Origin of the sequence: Paenibacillus azoreducens (assembly GCF_021654775.1) — a bacterium.
GTDB classification, from domain to species: Bacteria; Bacillota; Bacilli; order Paenibacillales; family Paenibacillaceae; genus Paenibacillus_AQ; species Paenibacillus_AQ azoreducens.
The window spans coordinates 6,039,228-6,057,768 of record NZ_AP025343.1; the positions used below are offsets into that span (position 1 = coordinate 6,039,228).

The 18,541-nt window shown below is 51.2% G+C and carries 13 protein-coding genes; 4 read left to right on the forward strand and 9 right to left on the reverse strand.

The genetic code is table 11. From position 1 onward, the window contains the following. Positions 1–121: 121 nt before the first annotated feature. Both L6442_RS26880 and L6442_RS26885 read left to right on the forward strand, forming a co-directional pair. Positions 122–1,024, forward strand: a complete 903-nt coding sequence (locus L6442_RS26880) for a DMT family transporter (protein WP_212978957.1) — start codon at positions 122–124, stop codon at positions 1,022–1,024. Positions 1,025–1,084: 60 nt separating this feature from the next. Further along, entirely contained in the window at positions 1,085–1,882 is a 798-nt protein-coding gene (locus L6442_RS26885) for a Cof-type HAD-IIB family hydrolase (RefSeq protein ID WP_212978956.1), read from the forward strand. Positions 1,883–2,028: 146 nt separating this feature from the next. Here the strand turns inward: L6442_RS26885 and L6442_RS26890 are convergent, their stop codons facing one another. Beyond that, the gene (locus L6442_RS26890; RefSeq protein WP_212978955.1) at positions 2,029–2,799 is read right to left on the reverse strand and encodes an MBL fold metallo-hydrolase; all 771 of its coding nucleotides are present in this window, start codon (positions 2,797–2,799) and stop codon (positions 2,029–2,031) included. Between the two features lie 243 nt (positions 2,800–3,042). Further along, complete coding sequence (locus tag L6442_RS26895; RefSeq protein ID WP_212978954.1) at positions 3,043–4,107, reverse strand: sulfate/molybdate ABC transporter ATP-binding protein; 1,065 nt, start codon at positions 4,105–4,107, stop codon at positions 3,043–3,045. A gap of 355 nt (positions 4,108–4,462) precedes the next feature. On the opposite strand from L6442_RS26895, the gene L6442_RS26900 reads away from it, so the two are divergent. Further along, entirely contained in the window at positions 4,463–4,864 is a 402-nt protein-coding gene (locus L6442_RS26900) for a secondary thiamine-phosphate synthase enzyme YjbQ (RefSeq protein WP_212978953.1), read from the forward strand. Positions 4,865–5,383: 519 nt separating this feature from the next. Here the strand turns inward: L6442_RS26900 and L6442_RS26905 are convergent. From L6442_RS26905 to L6442_RS26915, 3 genes are all read right to left on the reverse strand, one after another. After that, complete coding sequence (locus L6442_RS26905; protein ID WP_212978952.1) at positions 5,384–5,968, reverse strand: TetR/AcrR family transcriptional regulator; 585 nt, start codon at positions 5,966–5,968, stop codon at positions 5,384–5,386. Positions 5,969–5,973: 5 nt separating this feature from the next. Beyond that, positions 5,974–6,606 (reverse strand): YigZ family protein, encoded by a 633-nt coding sequence (locus L6442_RS26910; RefSeq protein WP_212978951.1) that lies wholly within the window; start codon positions 6,604–6,606, stop codon positions 5,974–5,976. Between the two features lie 104 nt (positions 6,607–6,710). Then, the gene (locus L6442_RS26915) at positions 6,711–8,066 is read right to left on the reverse strand and encodes a glucose-6-phosphate isomerase (RefSeq protein WP_212978950.1); all 1,356 of its coding nucleotides are present in this window, start codon (positions 8,064–8,066) and stop codon (positions 6,711–6,713) included. A gap of 510 nt (positions 8,067–8,576) precedes the next feature. Here L6442_RS26915 and L6442_RS26920 point away from each other — a divergent pair. Then, positions 8,577–9,476: an NAD(P)-dependent oxidoreductase gene (locus tag L6442_RS26920; RefSeq protein ID WP_212978949.1), complete on the forward strand. Its 900-nt coding sequence runs from the start codon at positions 8,577–8,579 to the stop codon at positions 9,474–9,476. 292 nt (positions 9,477–9,768) lie between these two features. On the opposite strand, the gene tkt is transcribed toward L6442_RS26920, so the two are convergent. The 4 genes from tkt to L6442_RS26940 all read right to left on the reverse strand — a co-directional run bounded on the left by tkt (position 9,769) and on the right by L6442_RS26940 (position 18,518). Further along, entirely contained in the window at positions 9,769–11,787 is a 2,019-nt protein-coding gene (tkt, locus tag L6442_RS26925; RefSeq protein ID WP_212978948.1) for a transketolase, read from the reverse strand. A 761-nt stretch (positions 11,788–12,548) separates the two neighbouring features. Further along, positions 12,549–12,869, reverse strand: a complete 321-nt coding sequence (locus L6442_RS26930; protein WP_212978947.1) for a helix-turn-helix domain-containing protein — start codon at positions 12,867–12,869, stop codon at positions 12,549–12,551. A gap of 773 nt (positions 12,870–13,642) precedes the next feature. Further along, positions 13,643–16,564 (reverse strand): VWA domain-containing protein, encoded by a 2,922-nt coding sequence (locus L6442_RS26935; RefSeq protein WP_212978946.1) that lies wholly within the window; start codon positions 16,562–16,564, stop codon positions 13,643–13,645. Then, positions 16,548–18,518, reverse strand: a complete 1,971-nt coding sequence (locus tag L6442_RS26940; RefSeq protein ID WP_212978945.1) for a vWA domain-containing protein — start codon at positions 18,516–18,518, stop codon at positions 16,548–16,550. Before L6442_RS26940 ends, L6442_RS26935 begins: the two co-directional genes overlap by 17 nt. Between the last annotated feature and the right edge of the window lie 23 nt (positions 18,519–18,541).

The following is an 18,541-nucleotide window of genomic DNA, read 5'->3' on the forward strand; positions in this document are numbered from 1 at the left end:
CCTTGTCCGCTTTCCCGTTTTACGATACAATTTGGTGACTTGCTTTTAAGTTCAGGATTTTGCAAAATCCTCAAGCAAAGAGCTATGCCCGATTTTTATCGCATGAAAGGAATGACCTGGATTGAACCGCTCCCGCCTTGCCGATCTCAGCCTGCTGATTGTCGCCATGATGTGGGGATGCACCTTTTTGATCGTACAACATGCGGTCAGAGTGCTGCCTCCGCTCGCTTTTAACGGCGTCCGCTTCATCGGCGCAGCGATATTGCTGGCTTTGATCATCACTTGTTTTTATCGCAGCCAGTGGCGGCTCATAAGCCCGGGAATGCTGCTGCATTCCTGCTTGTTAGGCCTTTTCTTGTTTATGGGTTATGCCTTCCAGACCGTAGGCCTGCTGTATACGACCACCTCCAATACCGGCTTTATTACCGGGTTATCGGTCGTGCTGGTGCCTTTCCTGGCTTTGGTCCTGCTGAAGCAACCGATTTCGCGTTTTACCTGGCTGAGCGCGCTGCTTGCGGCCTGCGGATTATATCTGCTGACCTTTGCCGGTTCGGCGCTTACGCTGAACAAGGGGGATTTTCTCGTCTTTTTGTGCGCAATCGCGTTTGCACTCCATATCGCTTATACCGGTATTTTCGCGCCCAAATATCCCGCCCTGCCGCTGGCTGCCCTGCAAATGGCCGTGGTCGGCCTGTTCAGCTTGATCGGTTCGCTGCTGTTTGAGGACATGGGCCCGCTCCCGCAGACGTTCGAGAGGCTGGCGCAGCCGGAGGTTTTATGGGCGCTGCTCGTTTCCATCGGCCCTACCAGCGCTTTTGCATTTTGGATTCAAACCGTCTGCCAAAAATACACCACGCCCTCCCGGGTGGCCGTCATTTTTGCGATGGAACCGGTTTTTGCCGCTTTGACCGGTATGTGGTTCGGCGGAGAAAAGCTGGGGATTATGGCGGGGATCGGCTGCCTGTGCATTTTGATGGGAATGATTTTGGCCGAATTGAAAACTTCGCCCCGTACGGTACAATAGAATGATAGATTAGTATGTGTTTGAACTACATCTATTAGAGATAAGAGGAGAGAGACAACCATGTATAAACTGATTGCCATTGACATTGACGATACGCTGATTAACGACGACAAGGAAGTTACCCCTGGTACGCAGCAAGCCCTGGAGCAAGCGGTAGCCAAAGGAGCAATCGTTACGCTGGCCACCGGCCGCGCTTACGCATCCGCCCAAGCCGTTGCCCGCCAAACGGGTCTGAATGTGCCAATCATTACGTATCAAGGCGCTTTGATCAAAAATCTGATGGACGAAAAAGTGCTCTTTGAACGTTACGTGCCAAAGGATGCAGGGCACAAGCTTTTCGAATATTGCATTGAGCATAACCTTCACCTGCAGGTGTATATCGACGACAAGCTGTATGCCCGCGAGGAAAACCAAAAGCTTAAGGATTATAGCAACCTGAATGGAACGCCAAATTTTATCGAACCTGACTTTGAAAAGCTGATCGCGCAAAATACGCCGAAAATGCTGATCATCGACGAACCCGATTACCTGGATACGCTGATCCCCGTTTTCCGCGAACTGCTCGGGCCGGAAGTTCATATTACCAAGTCCAAACCGCATTTCCTCGAAATCATGCACCGCGAAGGTACCAAAGGACATGCGCTGACCTTCCTGGCGAAGCATTTTGGCATTGAAATGTCCGAGACGATGGCGCTTGGCGACTCCTGGAACGACCACGAGATGCTGGAAGCCGCAGGACTCGGCGTTGCTATGGGCAACGCCATTCAAGGGCTGAAAGATATCGCGGATTATGTAACACTGAGCAATAATGAGGACGGCGTCAAAGCTGCAATTGAGAAGTTCGTATTGAATGCATAAGCAGATCGGGTAAGCACGATCAAAATAAAAGTATGCTATCGACAGTTACGTAAAAAGACAGCCTCAGGAACAGGGGAACGGGCCTATCGCCTGAGCCTGAACCGGCTGTCTTTTTTGCAGTTCCAAGATATGTATGCGCCCAATATTCAGCCCAAATTCACCCTCATCCCGGTCATGGCCAGCTCTACATTTTCAGGCAGAGGATAATCGGCATGAACGTCGATGTCATGGGACATATGCGTATAGATGGCCTTAACCGGCCGCACTTCGGAAAGCAGCTGCGCAGCCTCCTGCATATCGTACACCGAGCGTGTCCGATATGCGGCCGTTTCATGGTAAAAGCTCGTGCCGAGCACCAGTAGATCCAAATCATGCAGCGGCTTTTTCTCCTCTTCGTTCAAACCGATGGAATCCGAGCAGTACACCCAGCGGAATCCGTTTTTCTCCAATCGATAAGCGTAGGAAAAACCGTTATAGCCATGGCATACCTTCCAGCTGGTTATCTTCCAGCCACCCAGTGTAATACCGTCTTCTACCGTGTTTATATCCAGATGCCTATCCAGCCACGGAAATTGCTTCAGGATCGTTTCGATGACCTCCTGCGGCGCGTACAATTGTCCTTTGCGGCGAAGCCAGCGGCAAGCATCCGCCCACTCGGGCAGACCGCCGATATGGTCGAAATGCGCATGGGTCACCAAAATCTTGTCCGCAAAACGTTTGCCGATCCTCTCCATTTGGCTGCGCCAATCCGGTCCGCAATCGATCAGAAAATCGCCGTCCTGCCCCTGGATCATGACCAGAGACCGAAAGCGCCTGTTATTTCCGGTCGTTCTGGCCTCTGTGCAAACATCGCAATCGCAATATACCCGCGGCACGCCCATCGCGTCGCCTGTTCCCAAAAAAACAAGTGAATCCATGCGAATTCCTCTCTCCTTTACTTCCGGTTATTCGCTTCACAATTTAGCTTACTTGGCTTTTGGTCCGCTTCCTAACTCTGTAGTTTATTGTAACACGCATGCTGTTACCGGCGCAGCCAGACGCCCGTCAGACCGGCTTCTTCATCCGTACAACGTCAAACAGGACCTGCCCTAACAGACAGATCCCTATAAGAGGTAGTGCCGAAAACCGACCTTCTTGAACTCGTATTATAAAATGATAAGCTAGATAATAACAGGCATCGGATCAACCTTCAGCCGATTCTCTTCCATCCAGCTCCGTTCATGATTGAAGAGATACGCCCGATGTACCAGCACCCTCACCTGCTGCCCCGGCGTCAGCGCCGGCTTCTCCAACGAACGGTAAGTCATCAGTTTATGGCTGCCGACCTCCACTTCCACCATCCATTCGCTCCCGCGGAAATGAAGACGATGCACGACTCCTTTCTCCGTAGCTGACAGCATGCTGAATTCATGCGTTTCCCCGACTTCGATATACTCTGGCCGGATCAATGCGCGTATTCCGCCCGCCGCAGCCGCTTCCCCAAAACCTTTTAACCGCGATACATCATCGACCATCGTAGATTCCCCGATAAATGAAGCAATAAACGGAGTTTGCGGCTCTTTGTAAATATCCCAAGGCGTTCCCTTCTGCTCAAGATGCCCCTGGTTCATGATCATAATTTCATCGGCGACTTCAATCGCCTCATCCTGGTCATGGGTTACGAAAATCGAAGTAATACCCACACGCTCAATCAGTTCGCGCAGCCAGGCGCGCAGTTCCTGCCTGATTTTGGCGTCGATCGCCGCGAACGGCTCATCCAGCAGCAGCAGCTGCGGCTCGGGTGCAAGCGCCCGGGCAAAAGCCACCCGCTGCCGCTGCCCTCCGGACAGCTGATGCGGGTAACGTTTCTCGAACCCCGCCAGCCCGGTCAGTTCCAGCAGTTCCAGCACGCGTTCCTTTAACGCGGGTTTGGCCACTTTTTTAACTTTCAACCCGAAAGCGATATTATCGTATACGGTCATATGCTTAAACAGCGCATAGTTTTGAAAAACAAAACCGATCCCCCGCTCCTGCGGCAGCAGCTGGTTGACCAGCTCGCCATGGAAACGGATCTCCCCGCTATCCGGCTGCTCCAGCCCCGCAAGCATACGCAAAACGGAGGTTTTCCCCCCGCCGCTTGGACCCAGCAGGCCGATCAAATGCCCTTTCGCGATCTCGAAGCTGACATCCTTGACCGCGTGAAAATCGCCAAAATGCTTGTTTAAACCGCGGACCTCAATATGCATTGTCAGTACACTCCCCTTCTTCTTTTCATGCATTCTTCATCAGCATCAAGCCAATGAAAGGCATCATATACACAGGGCCGCCCTGCGGCGAGTTACATCGAATTTTCAACATTCCGAAATGCATGGATGCGGATGGTTAACGTTTATGCTGCAGCGCAAAATATCTGTTAATTCTCATTTGTATACTAGGTTTTTTATTTAAAAGATACTTTACCAAAAACTGTATCACATCGTCAATATGTAACTTGGGGGCAGAAGCTCGCTTTTTTTGTGGATAATGAATTGGGGTATAATACTAGAAGAATGTGCTGCCTAAAGATATTGGCCCTGAAGCCAAAGGAGAGGAGAATCCATCATGCTGCATACACTGGACCTGGCTACGAAAAGCAGGGATGAAATGAGAGATATAACGAGGGAAATCCGCGCACTGGTGCATCAAAGCGGAGTCAAAGAGGGTACGGCGCTTATCTATTGTCCGCATACAACGGCAGGCATCGCCATTAACGAAAACGCCGATCCGGATGTCAAACGGGATGTATTGATGCGTTTGGACGAAGTTTATCCATGGGAACATCCCAAATACCGCCATGCCGAAGGCAATACCGCATCCCATTTGAAATCCATTACCTGCGGTCCTTCCCAAACGGTGATCATCTCCAGGGGCGAATTGCTGCTTGGCCGCTGGCAGGGAATCTATTTTTGCGAGTTTGACGGTCCGCGCCGCAGACAATTCCATGTCAAAATCATGCAGGGATGAAACTCACGTAAAAAGCAAAGAGCGTAAAATCAAACAGGGACAAGCGTTATCCCAACAAAACAGGCGTCGGGGCTTTAGGCGAAGCTGCCTATCCCCTACACCATAAAAACTTCTATCGACGTACATTCCAGAAAAACAGACCGCTTTTAGCGGATGTTTTTCTTGCGATTATAGAAAATACTTAAGCTCCGCTTAAAACTTATAAATTCTATAATCTTAAAATAACCCCACAAAATGAAGCCTTTGCTTCGTGCTAATTCCAAATACTTTGGGGGGGACCCCAAAAAACATATAGATTCCATAATATTGAAAGAGACGCGTGCTTTTACGCGATAACAATTCAACGTTATAAAGTCATTATGGAAAATAAAAAACGATTATCGACGTACTCACAGAAGACAGACCGCAATTAGCGGTAGTTTTTTGCGATATAAGTTGTGATCTTCTTGGGGATTATACTTTCTTATATCTAAAAAAACAATGATCTCCATACTGTGACGACCGTTTTTCACCGTTGTTTTACCGCAGGCATTCGCAGCTTATTTTCACATGCGCCAGCGCCGCGGGTTTAACTTCATCAAAAGAGACGCGATCTTGAATGTAATAAGATATGAATCCGTGCATAGACAAAAAAAGCGTTAACGGAAGATTCCGGCAGAAATCCTGGCCGTGCGTTTCTTCGCTCATATAGCGGCGCACGATGGATGCAAACAATTCCAGACAGCGACCTTGTTCCGTCCGGCAGTAGGATAACAACTCCTCATCCCGGATCATAAACATGATCTCATACTGGTACGGATGATCCAGGCCAAAACGGATAAATTCAAGCATGAGCTGCTCCACCTTGGTCAAATCCTGAACAGGCGAAGCGTCGGTCACTTTTCTCAGCTGAACCGCAAGATTATTGAAATCCTCCACGACAATGGCGTAAAACAGCTCCGCCTTTTCCTTAAAATGATAATATAAGGACCCGTGACTGTAACCTAAATGCTGACCTATACTGCGCATGGAGATGGCCCTGTAGCCTTTGGTAACGAATAAATGCCTGGCTGCTTCAAGAATCCTCTCCCTGGATAACTCCTGTTCCACTGCTCTTCTTGCCATAGACCTTATTCCCCTTCAATAAAATAAAGCTGCTCACCCTCCGTAATCAGGGATTGTCCCTGAGTCAGATCCACCATCCACGAGATGAATTTTTGAGCCTCTGCTTCAAGCGGCAGGCATTCCAGCGTTACCTTGTCGGTAAAGCGGGTTTCTCCCATCCGAATCTCCCTGTTTCGAAGCTCATTTTCCACTTTGCCTAACCATGTATAGTCTAATTCTACAAAAATTTGACGATGAAGTACACGTGTAATCGCTTCCCCTGCCTCAATCGCGGCTACAGCCCCATCCGCATAAGCACGAATCAGTCCGCCGGCTCCCAGCAGGATCCCCCCAAAATAACGGGTGACCACAATCGCCACGTTTTTCAAACCTTGGTTGCGAATGACCTCAAGAATCGGTTTCCCTGCAGTACCGCTGGGTTCACCGTCATCCGACTGCTTCTGGATTTCGTCCCGTTCGCCGATCACGTAGGCAAAACAGTTATGCGTTGCGTTCCAGTGTTTTTTGCGGATCTCTTCAATAAAAGCGTTTGCATCATCTTCGTTCTCAACCGGCATGATATGGCCGATAAAACGCGATTTTCTAATAACGATTTCTTTTTCGCCGCTTTGGCGTACGGTACGATAACGTTCAATCATTTCTATAATCCCTTTCCCTGATTGGAAAGAAAGCAGTCCCCCGCGTATATATTCAACCGGTGAACTGCTTCCTTCTGCCTTATGTCTGCTTCTAAGTTGCTGTATTATTCAGAAAGTCTGGCTTCCAGATCAGCCTTCTCTTTTTCATAGCCTGGTTTGCCAAGCAATGCGAACATATTTTTCTTGTAAGCTTCAACGCCCGGCTGGTCGAATGGATTTACGCCAGAGAGGTAACCGCTGATGCCGCAAGCTTTTTCAAAGAAATAAACCAGATATCCAAAAGAATATGGCGTCAGATCCGGCACCGTAACAATCAGGTTCGGAACCTTACCGTCGGTATGAGCCAGCATCGTGCCTTGGAAAGCTTTTTTGTTAACGAAGTCCATGGTTTTGCCTGTAAGGAAGTTCAGTCCGTCCAGATCATCCGGATCGCTTTCGATTGTAATTTCTGCAGGCACTTTGTCCACCTGAATGACGGTTTCGAAAATATTCCGGCTGCCTTCCTGGATGAATTGTCCCATCGAGTGCAGATCGGTGGAGAAGTCTACGGAAGCCGGATAAATACCTTTGAAATCCTTGCCTTCGCTTTCTCCGTAAAGTTGTTTCCACCATTCCGATACATAGTGCAGGGAAGGCTCATAGTTAACAAGAATTTCGATGGCTTTGCCTTTGCGGTAGAGCGCATTACGAACGGCCGCATATTGATAAGCTTGGTTTTCGGCCACGTTCGGGTTGCTGAATTCCTTGGCCGCGTCTGCAGCGCCTTTCATCATTTCTTCGATGTTGATGCCTGCTGTTGCGATTGGCAGGAGACCTACCGCCGTCAGTACGGAATAACGTCCACCCACGTCGTCAGGAATGACAAAGGACTCATAACCTTCTTCTGTCGCCAGTTTTTTGAGGGCACCTTTGGCCTGGTCGGTGGTTGCGTAAATGCGTTTTTTCGCTTCTTCTTTTCCGTATTTCTTCTCAAGGGCCGCACGGAAAATACGGAATGCGATCGCAGGTTCCGTCGTTGTGCCGGATTTGGAGATGACGTTAACGGAGAAATCTTTGCCTTCGATCAGGTCAAGCAGATGCGTAACATAGGTCGAGCTGATGTTGTTGCCGGCAAAATAGATTTCAGGCGTTTTGCGTTTATCCTTCGGCAAATAGTTATAGAAAGAATGCGACAGCGCTTCGATGGCCGCACGCGCGCCAAGGTAGGAGCCGCCGATGCCGATCACGATCAGCACATCAGAGTCGTTTTGGATTTTTTGTGCCGCTTTTTGGATGCGTGCAAATTCTTCTTTATCGTATGCAGTCGGCAGATCGATCCATCCGAGATAATCGGAGCCCGCGCCGGTCTTGTTATGTAGCTGCTCGTGGGCGAGCTTGATCGGTTCGGCGAAATAATCCACTTCATGCTGGTTGATGAATTCAAGGGCTTTGCTGTAATCAAATTTCAATGGGTTTGACATGGTCTGTACCTCCTGGTTTCATCTCTACTCTAGACTCCGAAAAAATAGCTTTAGAATAGGATACTGTAATTTTATGTTCCTAGCAAGCGCGCACGCCAAAAGTCTTGCCTTCGTATTTTCTCAGAAAACATGCCGCCATTACAATGAAGATTATTACTATATAGGATGAATGAAATGATTGGGCACGGATGGGGCACCCGGGAAACGTTCTTCCGAATCGCTGTAATATTGAACCCTCTTGCCATTCCTAAGCCTCTCCTTTTGATTCAGCTTATATAGTATGCGGCTTTTGCAACCCATAATGGTGAAGCCATATGGTTCACCCAAACATCTATCGTTGCACTTTCTAAGAAAACAGATCGCTGTTGGGAGTGCTTTTCTGGCGATATCAATCCTCTTCTGATATCTTAAAATAGACAAAGCTGCTAAAATCTCCGGGAGAATCCGCATCAGTGCTCAATTCATAAGCGCTATACCAAATTCCCCACGGAAACAAGAGGTGATTCAATCATGAAAAAAATAGGTTTTATCGGACTGGGAACCATGGGAGCGCCTATGGCCGCCAATCTGCTTCAAAAAGGCTACGACGTCACTGTGTACAATCGTACCGCTGCCAAATGCGAGCCGCTCGTTGCCGCAGGCGCAACAGCTGCCGCGACTCCGCGCGAAGCTGCGTCTGGGCGCGATGTCGTTATCACGATGGTCAGCAATGACGACTCCATCCGCGAAGTGTTTTACGGTGAAGACGGCATTCTCAAATCGCTTGAAGCGGACATGACTGTCATTGATTCCAGCACGATTTCTCCAGGCCTTGTGAAAGAGCTGGCCGCTTCCATCCGTGAGCGCGGCGCCCGCTTCCTCGACGCGCCTGTAACCGGCAGCAAGCCGGCTGCCATAGACGGCACGCTCGTCTTTATGGTCGGGGGGGAAGCTTCCGTACTCGAAGGCGTGTCCGATATTTTTGATACCCTTGGCAAAAAGGTCATCCATATGGGCCAAAACGGCAGCGGCTCCGTAGCCAAGCTGGCGCATAATACGATGGTCGGCATCAATAATCTGGCTTTGGCCGAAGGTTTCGCCATCGCCGCCAAATCCGGCATCCCTGCCGATAACTTCCTTGAGCTGGTGCAGCTCGGCTCCGCAGGCAGCAAAGCCGCCGAATTGAAAGGCCGCAAAATCATCGAAGCGGACTTCAGCAACCAGTTTTCGCTGGCGCTCATGCTGAAGGATCTCAAGCTGGCTTCTTCCTTGACTGACGGCTCCGGTATTCCTTCCCCGATGCTGAACCTCGCCAAAAGCCTGTTCCAGACAGGCGAGACGCAAGGCTACGGGGATGAAGATCTGTCCGCCGTCGTCAAATGTTACGAAACCTGGATCGGACAAACCATCGGCGGCAAGCCGCTGCAATAAAATGGCTTGAAGAGGTTCAAGCGTTTTGGAAAAACGCTTATCGGAAGCATAAGCTCTGGTGCTGAAAACCGACCTTTTTGAACACGCACTAATGACAGTAATGCAAGCAAGTACGCCATCCATATATGGATGACAAGAAGGGTAAGAGCTGCCAAGCGGCGGTCTTACCCTTTTTGAAGATTATAGAATTTATCGTTTTAGGCGGAGCTTAAGTTATTCTATAATCGCAAGAAAAATTTACGCTAATTGCGGTCTGGCTTAGGATTTACCCTTAAGAATCAACGGGTTGACCTTAAAGCAACGCTTTAACGCGGTTAACGACGTTTTCGACCGTAAATCCGTATTCTTTCATCACGATATCCCCAGGAGCGGATGCGCCGAAAGTCGTGATGCCAAGAATATCGCCTTTGTCGCCGACGTAACGTTCCCAACCGAAGGTTTGAGCCATTTCCACGGCAAGACGCGCCTTGACATCAGGCAGGATGACGGAATCTTTGTAAGCTTGATCTTGTTTTTCGAACAGATCCCAGCTTGGCATGCTGATCACGCGTACTTCGATGCCTTCTTTGGCGAGTTCTTCCTGAGCTTTGACAGCCAGTTGAACTTCGGAACCTGTAGCGATGATTTGGGCGACCGGCTTGCCGTTTTTCGCGTCGGATACGACATAAGCGCCGCGTTTGATGCCTTCTCTTGCATTTTCGACGGTTCCCTCAAGGATCGGCAGGTTTTGACGGGTCAGCACCAGGGCCACAGGATTTTCTTTGTTTTCAACCGAGTAAGCCCAAGCCGCAGATGTTTCGTTGCCGTCAGCCGGACGGATGACCGTCAGACCAGGGATAATGCGCAGGGATGCCAGCTGTTCGATCGGTTCATGTGTTGGTCCGTCTTCGCCGACCGCGATACTGTCATGTGTCAGAACGTAAGTCACAGGCAGCTTCATGATCGCGGACAAACGTACCGCCGGACGCAGATAATCGGTAAATACGAAGAATGTACCGCCGAATGGCTTCAATCCGCCATGCAGCATCATGCCGTTAATCGCGGCAGCCATGCCGAATTCGCGCACCCCGAAATAAATGTTGCGGCCGTCGCGGCTTTCCGGCGTATAGTTGGCCACGCCGTTCAGGTGGGTCATCGTGGAGCTTTCCAGGTCGGCAGATCCGCCAAGCAGCTGCGGCACATTGCCTACAAGTCCGTTCAGGGCATTGCCCGATGCCACGCGAGTGGACAATGCTTTGTCGCCCACGGCGTATTTCGGCAGGTCTTTATCCCAGCCCTCAGGCAATTCTCCCGCAACCGCCTTTTCGAATTGAGCCGCAAGCTCAGGATATGCTTTTTTGTAAGCTGCGAACTGCTCATCCCATTCCTTGTTCACTTTGATGCCATGTTCTTTCACTTTCGCAAAATGCTCGCGCACTTCTTCAGGAACATAGAAGTCTTCTTCGTATACCCATTTATAGAATTCTTTAGTCAATTTCGCTTCTTCAGTACCAAGCGGAGAACCGTGAGTACCGCCATGGCCGCCTTTGCCTTGCTTGTTCGGGCTGCCGTAACCGATGACCGTTTTCACTTCGATCAGGGTTGGTTTGTCCGTTTCGCCTTGCGCTTCGGCAATCGCTTTTTCGATCGCGGCCAAGTCATTGCCGTCTTCAACGCGCAGAACTTGCCAGCCGTAAGCTTCAAAACGTTTTTCCACGCTTTCGGAGAAGGACAGGTTCAATTCGCCATCCAGGGAAATATCATTGGAATCATAAAGGACGATCAATTTGCCCAGCTTCAGATGGCCGGCCAGAGAAGCCGCTTCGGAAGCAACGCCTTCCATCAGGTCGCCGTCGCCGCAGATGGCATAAGTATAATGGTCAACCACTTTAAATTGATCTTTGTTATATGTTGCACCCAGCTGCGTTTCGCCAAGCGCCATACCCACAGCCATCGCAATCCCTTGACCGAGAGGTCCGGTTGTTGCGTCAACGCCGGCAGTGTGCCCGAATTCTGGGTGTCCGGGAGTCAAGCTGCCCCATTGGCGGAATTGTTTCAACTCTTCCATCGGAAGGTCATAGCCGCTCAGGTGCAGCAAGCTGTACAGCAGCATGGAGCCGTGTCCGGCGGACAAAACGAAGCGGTCGCGGTTGATCCAAGTCGGATTTTCCGGATTGTGGTTCATCGTTTTGGCGAACAATTGATACCCCATTGGCGCAGAACCCATTGGCATGCCGGGATGGCCGGATTTTGCCTTTTCGATAGCATCGATCGCAAGTGTGCGGATAGTCGTAATCGATAGATTATCGATTGTCTGATTTTTGTCAGTCATGTTTATCCTCCTCAGTCACTTTCAGGAATTGAAAAGCGGCAGCGATGCCGCTTCATAATCCTGGCTCCATTGCTGGTGCCAACACCGGCGAAGAGATCTTAAAAAGCCTTTTCCGCCAGGCGGATTATGAAGAAACTCCGCTTGAATGTTTCATTTTGACTTATTGTAACACTTGGCAGTCTTCTTTTCCATATCCTTTATCACGATTCCCTGTGACGAACATCATTATGCGGCGCTGCAGAGCCTATTTCAGGCGCGATATAAAATGCGTTAGTAGAATGTTAACAGCCGTTTTCCTCTACCATAATTTTTCTTCGCAGCACAACATTTGTCATGAACTTATTATTCTTAAAATTAAGGAATTCGTGTGATTCCCGGTAGTCTGCGCGGGTGTCTTCGAACTGGATTGCGCCGCTTTTTCAGAATTCCTAGCTCTCTCTTTACGCAAACGATATGCTTTCTTTTTATTGAGGCGTATGTGATATTGCTCACGAATACACTTCGCAAGAAACTTATAGCCATAGACAACTCTTCACCTTCCAAAAGGTCAAGCAGCCAAATCTTGATCTGCTCGTCGCTGACTTTCTCACCACGAGCCGTCAATGAGTATCCAGGCACAGGACGGCCCTTTCGCTTACTCATAGAACGATCCATTTCTGGCATGGCAGCTCGCTTTTTACGGTCGTAGTATGTTGATTCGGATAATCCAAGAATGCGCAGAACTAATGCTACTGTTTCTCCCCGCTTAATGAATAGCTCTGCTATTTCGAATTTTTCAGATAAGAGGGGTTTTTCTTTTTTAGCAATTCACGCAGAATCTCGTTTTCGAGTTCTTTCTCTCCCAAAGCTTTAACAGCCTTTTCATATCGTTGTTCGACCTCTTGCAGCCTCTGAAGTTCTTGCAAATGCTCGTCTGCCATTGGAATTTCTTCGGGTGCGATCGTGTCGCGGTAATCCCTAATCCACCCACGAATGGTTTCTGGATGGATATCATACATGCGGGCTAACACCCCAACCTTAACACCTGCCAAAGCTTCCTTCACAATTTTGATTCGTTCTTCTTCTTTCAGCCTTTTCCCCATTCCGGATCATCCTCCTAGTTTCTCTTAATTCTTAGTTTAAATCATTGTGTAGGAGGACTCCAGTTTGATTAAAGGGCCTAGGAGAAAAAACGAAACTAAAGTGTTAGACTGGTTCAATATATATTGCAGGACTAGCGCAAAACGCTGTAAAGCTCGATCTATACTTTGGTATGGAGAATGAGCTGTTTTCGGCTACTACATACTGTCGAGAAAGTCTCCAATTTATGTCCATGTATTCAAAACAAGACCGCGTTATGTTCATATATTCAAAACAAAACCGCGTTCGCTTGGCGGCTTCTGGCGGGAGAACAACAGTTAAATCGGGAGGCCTACGAGACCTTGCAAACGTAGCTAATCAAATTCCTGCTAAAGTGCATCTTTTTTCAAGGGAAAATGAAAAAGTTGGAGAAATTCCTGCGATTGTGCATCCTTTTCGGGACATTTGATCATATTTGACTCTGTTGACCGTAAAAGCCTGCAGTTTTGCAACAATTTCCTTGGAATTCGGTAGATTGGTGAGAAAAAGATGCAGATTCGCAGCAATTTCCCTAGGAATGATGAAAGTCGAGGATTTACGCGCTGCACGTCCTACTCAATGATCGGGCCCCCATCCAACGCCTCGGTGCAGGAGGGCTTGCAGATGGGTTTGCGGAGGGTTTTGCGGAGGGATTTGCGGAGGGATTTGCGGAGGGATATAAAAATCCCCGCGGCCATTATAATGCCGCGGGGATTTTACATGGTGGCATATGCACTGCCACCATTTGGGAGCTCCGCTAGCGCGAGTTGCGCTTGCGGGCGGCCAGCAATCGGTCCATCGATGCGGACCGATCATCCGGCTGCGGCGGCTTGCCTGCTGCCGCCGCTTTCTTGCCCGGCCCGGCCTCCGGCGGCCGGGCTGCCTGCGTCCCGCGCGGCGCCATGCCTTTCGGCGCGGCCGGGCGGGACGCCTCCGAAGCCGGACGCTTCGCTCCGGCTTCCTTCCCACCGGCGCGTGCCTGCGGCTGCGCCGGAGCCGGCGGCGCTGCGGAGCCGCCGCCGTAAAAGGCCGCGGCGCGCTGCTTGCGCGCGGCCAGCCTGCCAAGGCCGGCGTCTGCGGGCTCCGCCCCGCCGGCCGCCTTCGGCCGCCCCCGGAACGGGGCGGCCAAGCGTGCGCCGATCCGGCCCCATGGGAGGGCCAGACGGCGCACCGCAACATCCGCGACCCACAACAGGAGGGCCGCGACCAGCAGCTCATAACCAAGGTCATGCAGCTGGCGGCTAGGGCGCGGAGCCGCGGCAAACAGCTGCTCCGGCTTGTCCCAGGACAGCACCCGTCCGCCGGTCATTTCGGCGAGACGTTCCAGCTCCTTGCCCGCATTCCCGGTTTCGATCCGGTATTCGGGCGAATAAGGAACAACAAGGCCGCTTGGCATGGCCACGCTTTTGCCGCTGCCGTCCTCAAGCGAGAGCAGGAACGAGCCAGGCTGCTCCACCGTCATCTCCCCACTGTAACTGCCGGGCGCTTCCTGAACCAGCTCAACCTTGCTTGGCTTGAGCTGGTCTCCGGTCACGACAGCTTGAAGCTGCTCCGGTCCGCTGCCCGAAACGGCATTCACCTGAAAGTGGACCTTATTGCCCTCCACTTCCGTTTTCACATCATATGGCGAGGCCGTAAACTGCGGGAAGGTCCATTTGACCATTTGGGTCAACACATTGGAAAAGGCCGGCCAGGATACCCAGTCCTTCGACCATTTCCCCATCATATCGCTCGTCCAGGCCACCGTCCGGCCCGATCCATATTGCCAGCGTGCCAGCAGCGGATCGGGCTCGGGACTGGAAAGCACGGTCTGGGCGGCCGGTTTCGGTGTCGTTGCCACATAACCATAGATTTGCGGCACCCCGCCCTCAAACAGCCGTCTCCAGTCGCCTGCGTCCTGTAGGGCAGGGACAAACGGCTTATCCACAATATACGATTTGGATATCATCGCAGCCTCGCGGCTGAAAATCGCGGGGATCGTCGCCTCGTCATCCGCCATGTAAAACCTGCCCTTGCCCCCATCGGCAAGGCTTTCCAGCAAATTCGCATCCGCATCCATACCTACGGCGACCGTAGACATGGTGATTTTTTCGCTCCCCATTGTCTCTAAAAGCGAATCATACCCATCCGATCCCGCGGACTGTCCATCGGTCATCAAAATGATATGCTTGCGCTGCGCGGTTATTTTGATCATTTCCTCAACAGCCTCTGCGGCTGCCGGGTAAATATCGGTCCCGCCGTCACTTTGGATGGATTGGATCTCGCCGATGATTTCCTGTTTCTTATCGCCGACTTTAGTCGGCGGCACTACCCACCAGTTGGTTGAGTCGAAAGCAAGCACGCCGACCGTATCCTTCGAACGAAGCAATTCCACCGTGCGAATGGCTGCCTCCTTCGCCATCTCCATCTTGTCGCCTTCCATGCTTCCCGAACGGTCAATGACCAGGATCAGGCCGAGCGAAGGAATCTGTCTTTTACCCTCCAGTTCCATGGATACCGGCAAAGCGCGTTCGAGCGGCGTTTTGAAATAACCGCCCATTCCGAAACTTTCTTCGCCGCCAACCATCATAAAACCGACGCCGTAACTTTTTACAGCCTGTTCAATCATTTCCATTCGCCGTTCGCCGACCTGGTCGCCGGATACATTGTTGAAGATGATCGAATCATAGGCGGCGTATTTAGCCATTTCATTCGGCAGCAGCGCCGGGCTGGACATCACTTCATATTGAATCAGGCCTGACGATAACGCCGAGGCGATATTCGCGGACGTTCCCTTTTTGCCTTCCACGATCAGCACCTTCGGCGAACCGTCTACGCGCGTGAAAGCATATCCGGCATTATTGGCCGACTGCTGATCCCCCTCCATGAAAATCTCCGCCCGGTATCGATGCAGTCCTGTTGTTTTCGCCAAAGCTTTGACGGCATATCTGTTTTCGCCTACGGCAACATCCACCGTTTCCCTGCCGATTTCACGGGTGTCCTCGTAGAGTCTGAGCTCTCCCTGGCCTTTGAACGTGCTTCGCACAAGCACCTCAATCGAAAAAGACTCCGCCTGGTACAGCTTCCGGGGGACGTTTACCTCTTCTACCGCCGCATCTTTGACCTGCCTCGAAGGCGACGGAAGCACGTCAACGGCAATGCCCTGATTTTTTAACATCCGGCCGGCCGCGAGCATGCTGCCTACATTCTCCTTGCCGTCGCTAATAAGCACGATCCGGGAATCAGACCGCCCGTCAAGCAGATTTCCTGCCAGCATAAGCCCGGATTCGAGATTCGTAAATTCAGGCTTCTGGGCTGCATTCAGCTTGAAATTTGCCGGCAAATGATTCATCAATTTCTGCTCGTACGCGCCTTGCAACGAGGCGGATACGACACCGACGGTATCATCCGCTTTTTTAGAAGCCGCCGATTTGAGCATCCAATCTTCCGCCTGCCCCGCTTCCGGCATACTGGCGGACCTATCCGCCACATATACGATCTTTTTTTGCTGAAGAACGGTAAAAGACTGCATCCCCGAAACCGCGAGTACGAGCAGCAATATGACCGCGGATCTCAGTAGAACGGCTATGTTTTTTCGAGTGCCGGACAGCCGGAAATCGGATTTATATGCATAAAACATAAACGCGGCCAGCGGAATAAGCAGGAGCAGCAGCCAAGGATGATTAAATTGAACGCCCACGCTGATATACCCCCCATTCCACCAAAATAACCAGCAATGCCAAACCCGCAAGCAGCGTCAGCAAAGGCGTTTTGCTCCGGTTCCCGCTGTGTTTGTCCTGTGCAGCACCCGATTCGGCATTTGCAGCCGTCTCTTTTCCGTCCGCAGCCTGTCCAATGGCTGCCAGCTTGCCGTTCTTTTCCCCCGTTTGCGCCTCGTACGGATCTGCCGAAGACTCGGCAAGATATTCGCTTTTTTCACCCGCGCTGTTTTCCTGCTCAAAAGCATACAGTCCCGGAACTGAAGGCACTTGCTGCAAAGCGCTGATTCCTTTGTCGCCCTTTTCCGCTTCTATGTTTGCAACATTCTTCGTTTTCGCCATTCCGTCCTTGGCAACCCAACGGGCTGACACGGTATCTGCGGCGATTGGGATTTCCACCCTCGTCCCCGCCGTTAAACGTCCCAAGCTCTTACCGCCGCTATTCGTCAACCAGGATACGGCTTCATGCACTACAATCGGGAATTCGGCCGACAGCGGAAAATCCGTTTCCTGCAGATCAAACAAAAAAGACAAACGAGGCTCTCCGTTTTCCGTTCCTGCAATCACTGCCGGGTGGTTTTCGATACTTACGACCGGTGTAGCCCAATCCGGAAGTTTCCGCTCCAGCAAGCTGGAGAAATAGACCCCGTTATAACTTGCGTACCGGTTTACCGGATGGCTTTCAAGTTTCGGCTGGCCTCCGCCCACATTGACCTTGCTTCCGCCGCCTCCCAGCGTCCATACAGGCGTACGGTCAAGCAGCTTCTTCCACTCGCCTTGCTCTGCAAACGACGGCATTTGCCCGTCGATGACGATCAAATCAGGCGGATGATCGGGTACTGTCGTTTCCGAGGTTTGTTTGGAATCAACGGCCCCGCTATCTTCCTCAGGCAAAGCCATTTTGACCACCTCGGCTCCTGTCAGCTGCAACCCTTTTTCCAGAAACAGATTCCCCCGGGTCAGCAGCAAAATCCGCGGCGTCTCGTTCGGCTGTGAAAATGCGTACGCTTCATTGTCAGCCGGATACTCATCATTGCCCTCCAGCTCCGCGCGATACACCTTGGCCTCAGGCAAATCGCGGAATGTCGTCGTAACCGCAGCCTCAGGTTTCATGTCGGCGTAAGCGGTCTGCAGAAGCTTTCCATCCCCATACAGGTTGATCTCCGTCGAACTTGCCGTCTTACTGTGATTTTTCGCTACGACGACGGCTGTTTTTCCGCCCGGCTCATCTTTGACGCCAAATTGCTGCAGCGACAGATTAAATCCGGTTTGCTCCCCTACGGTAAATACTCTGACCGGAACCTGAAACGGGATCGATGATGGATCTCCCCTCCATAGGCCATCGGTAAAGACGACAACCTCGGCATCCTTTTCCTCGCGGGTCAGCGCCGAAGCAAGCGAAAGCGTTTCGTCATAAGCGGCTCTGCCAAAGTAAACCTGAAGCGAATCCACCGCTTCGGCAGCGCGGCTGTGATCTTTTTCCCGGGAAATGAGCAAATTCGGCTCCGCGTTCATGCTGAGCAAAGTGATTTCGCTGTCCTTCGCCTTTTGTTTAATAAAATCTTTCATCTCCCGCTTCATCTGCTGAAGCCTCTCTTGCGAAGGGCTTCCCTGTGCTGCGCTTGTCAGCGCGCTCATGCTGCCGGATGTATCCGCCACCAGCACGACATGCTCCTTGCCTCCGCCGGGCGCCCACCAGAATGGCTTCATAAGCGCAAAGACGAGCAGGGCTGCAGCAAGCAGCTGAAGCCAAAGGAGAAGACGGTTTTGCAGCTTTTGCCATGGACGGTTCGCCTCAAGGTTCTTCAGCACTTTTTGCCACAGCAGATGACTCGGCACTTTGGTATCGAGAAATTTGCGTTTGAGCAAATACATGGCCAAAATCGCCGGTATGCTGAGCCCGAACCACAACCCCAGCCATGAACCAATACCCATTCTCCGATTCCCCCTTTCCCTTA

Bases quoted from the DNA above. Each gene is read 5' to 3' on its own strand.
- L6442_RS26905 (WP_212978952.1), bottom strand. From the start codon at position 5,968: ATGGCAAGAAGAGCAGTGGAACAGGAGTTATCCAGGGAGAGGATTCTT.
- tkt (WP_212978948.1), bottom strand. From the start codon at position 11,787: ATGACTGACAAAAATCAGACAATCGATAATCTATCGATTACGACTATC.
- L6442_RS26920 (WP_212978949.1), top strand. From the start codon at position 8,577: ATGAAAAAAATAGGTTTTATCGGACTGGGAACCATGGGAGCGCCTATG.
- L6442_RS26900 (WP_212978953.1), top strand. From the start codon at position 4,463: ATGCTGCATACACTGGACCTGGCTACGAAAAGCAGGGATGAAATGAGA.
- L6442_RS26885 (WP_212978956.1), top strand. From the start codon at position 1,085: ATGTATAAACTGATTGCCATTGACATTGACGATACGCTGATTAACGAC.
- L6442_RS26915 (WP_212978950.1), bottom strand. From the start codon at position 8,066: ATGTCAAACCCATTGAAATTTGATTACAGCAAAGCCCTTGAATTCATC.
- L6442_RS26895 (WP_212978954.1), bottom strand. From the start codon at position 4,107: ATGCATATTGAGGTCCGCGGTTTAAACAAGCATTTTGGCGATTTTCAC.
- L6442_RS26910 (WP_212978951.1), bottom strand. From the start codon at position 6,606: ATGATTGAACGTTATCGTACCGTACGCCAAAGCGGCGAAAAAGAAATC.
- L6442_RS26890 (WP_212978955.1), bottom strand. From the start codon at position 2,799: ATGGATTCACTTGTTTTTTTGGGAACAGGCGACGCGATGGGCGTGCCG.
- L6442_RS26930 (WP_212978947.1), bottom strand. From the start codon at position 12,869: ATGGGGAAAAGGCTGAAAGAAGAAGAACGAATCAAAATTGTGAAGGAA.
- L6442_RS26940 (WP_212978945.1), bottom strand. From the start codon at position 18,518: ATGGGTATTGGTTCATGGCTGGGGTTGTGGTTCGGGCTCAGCATACCG.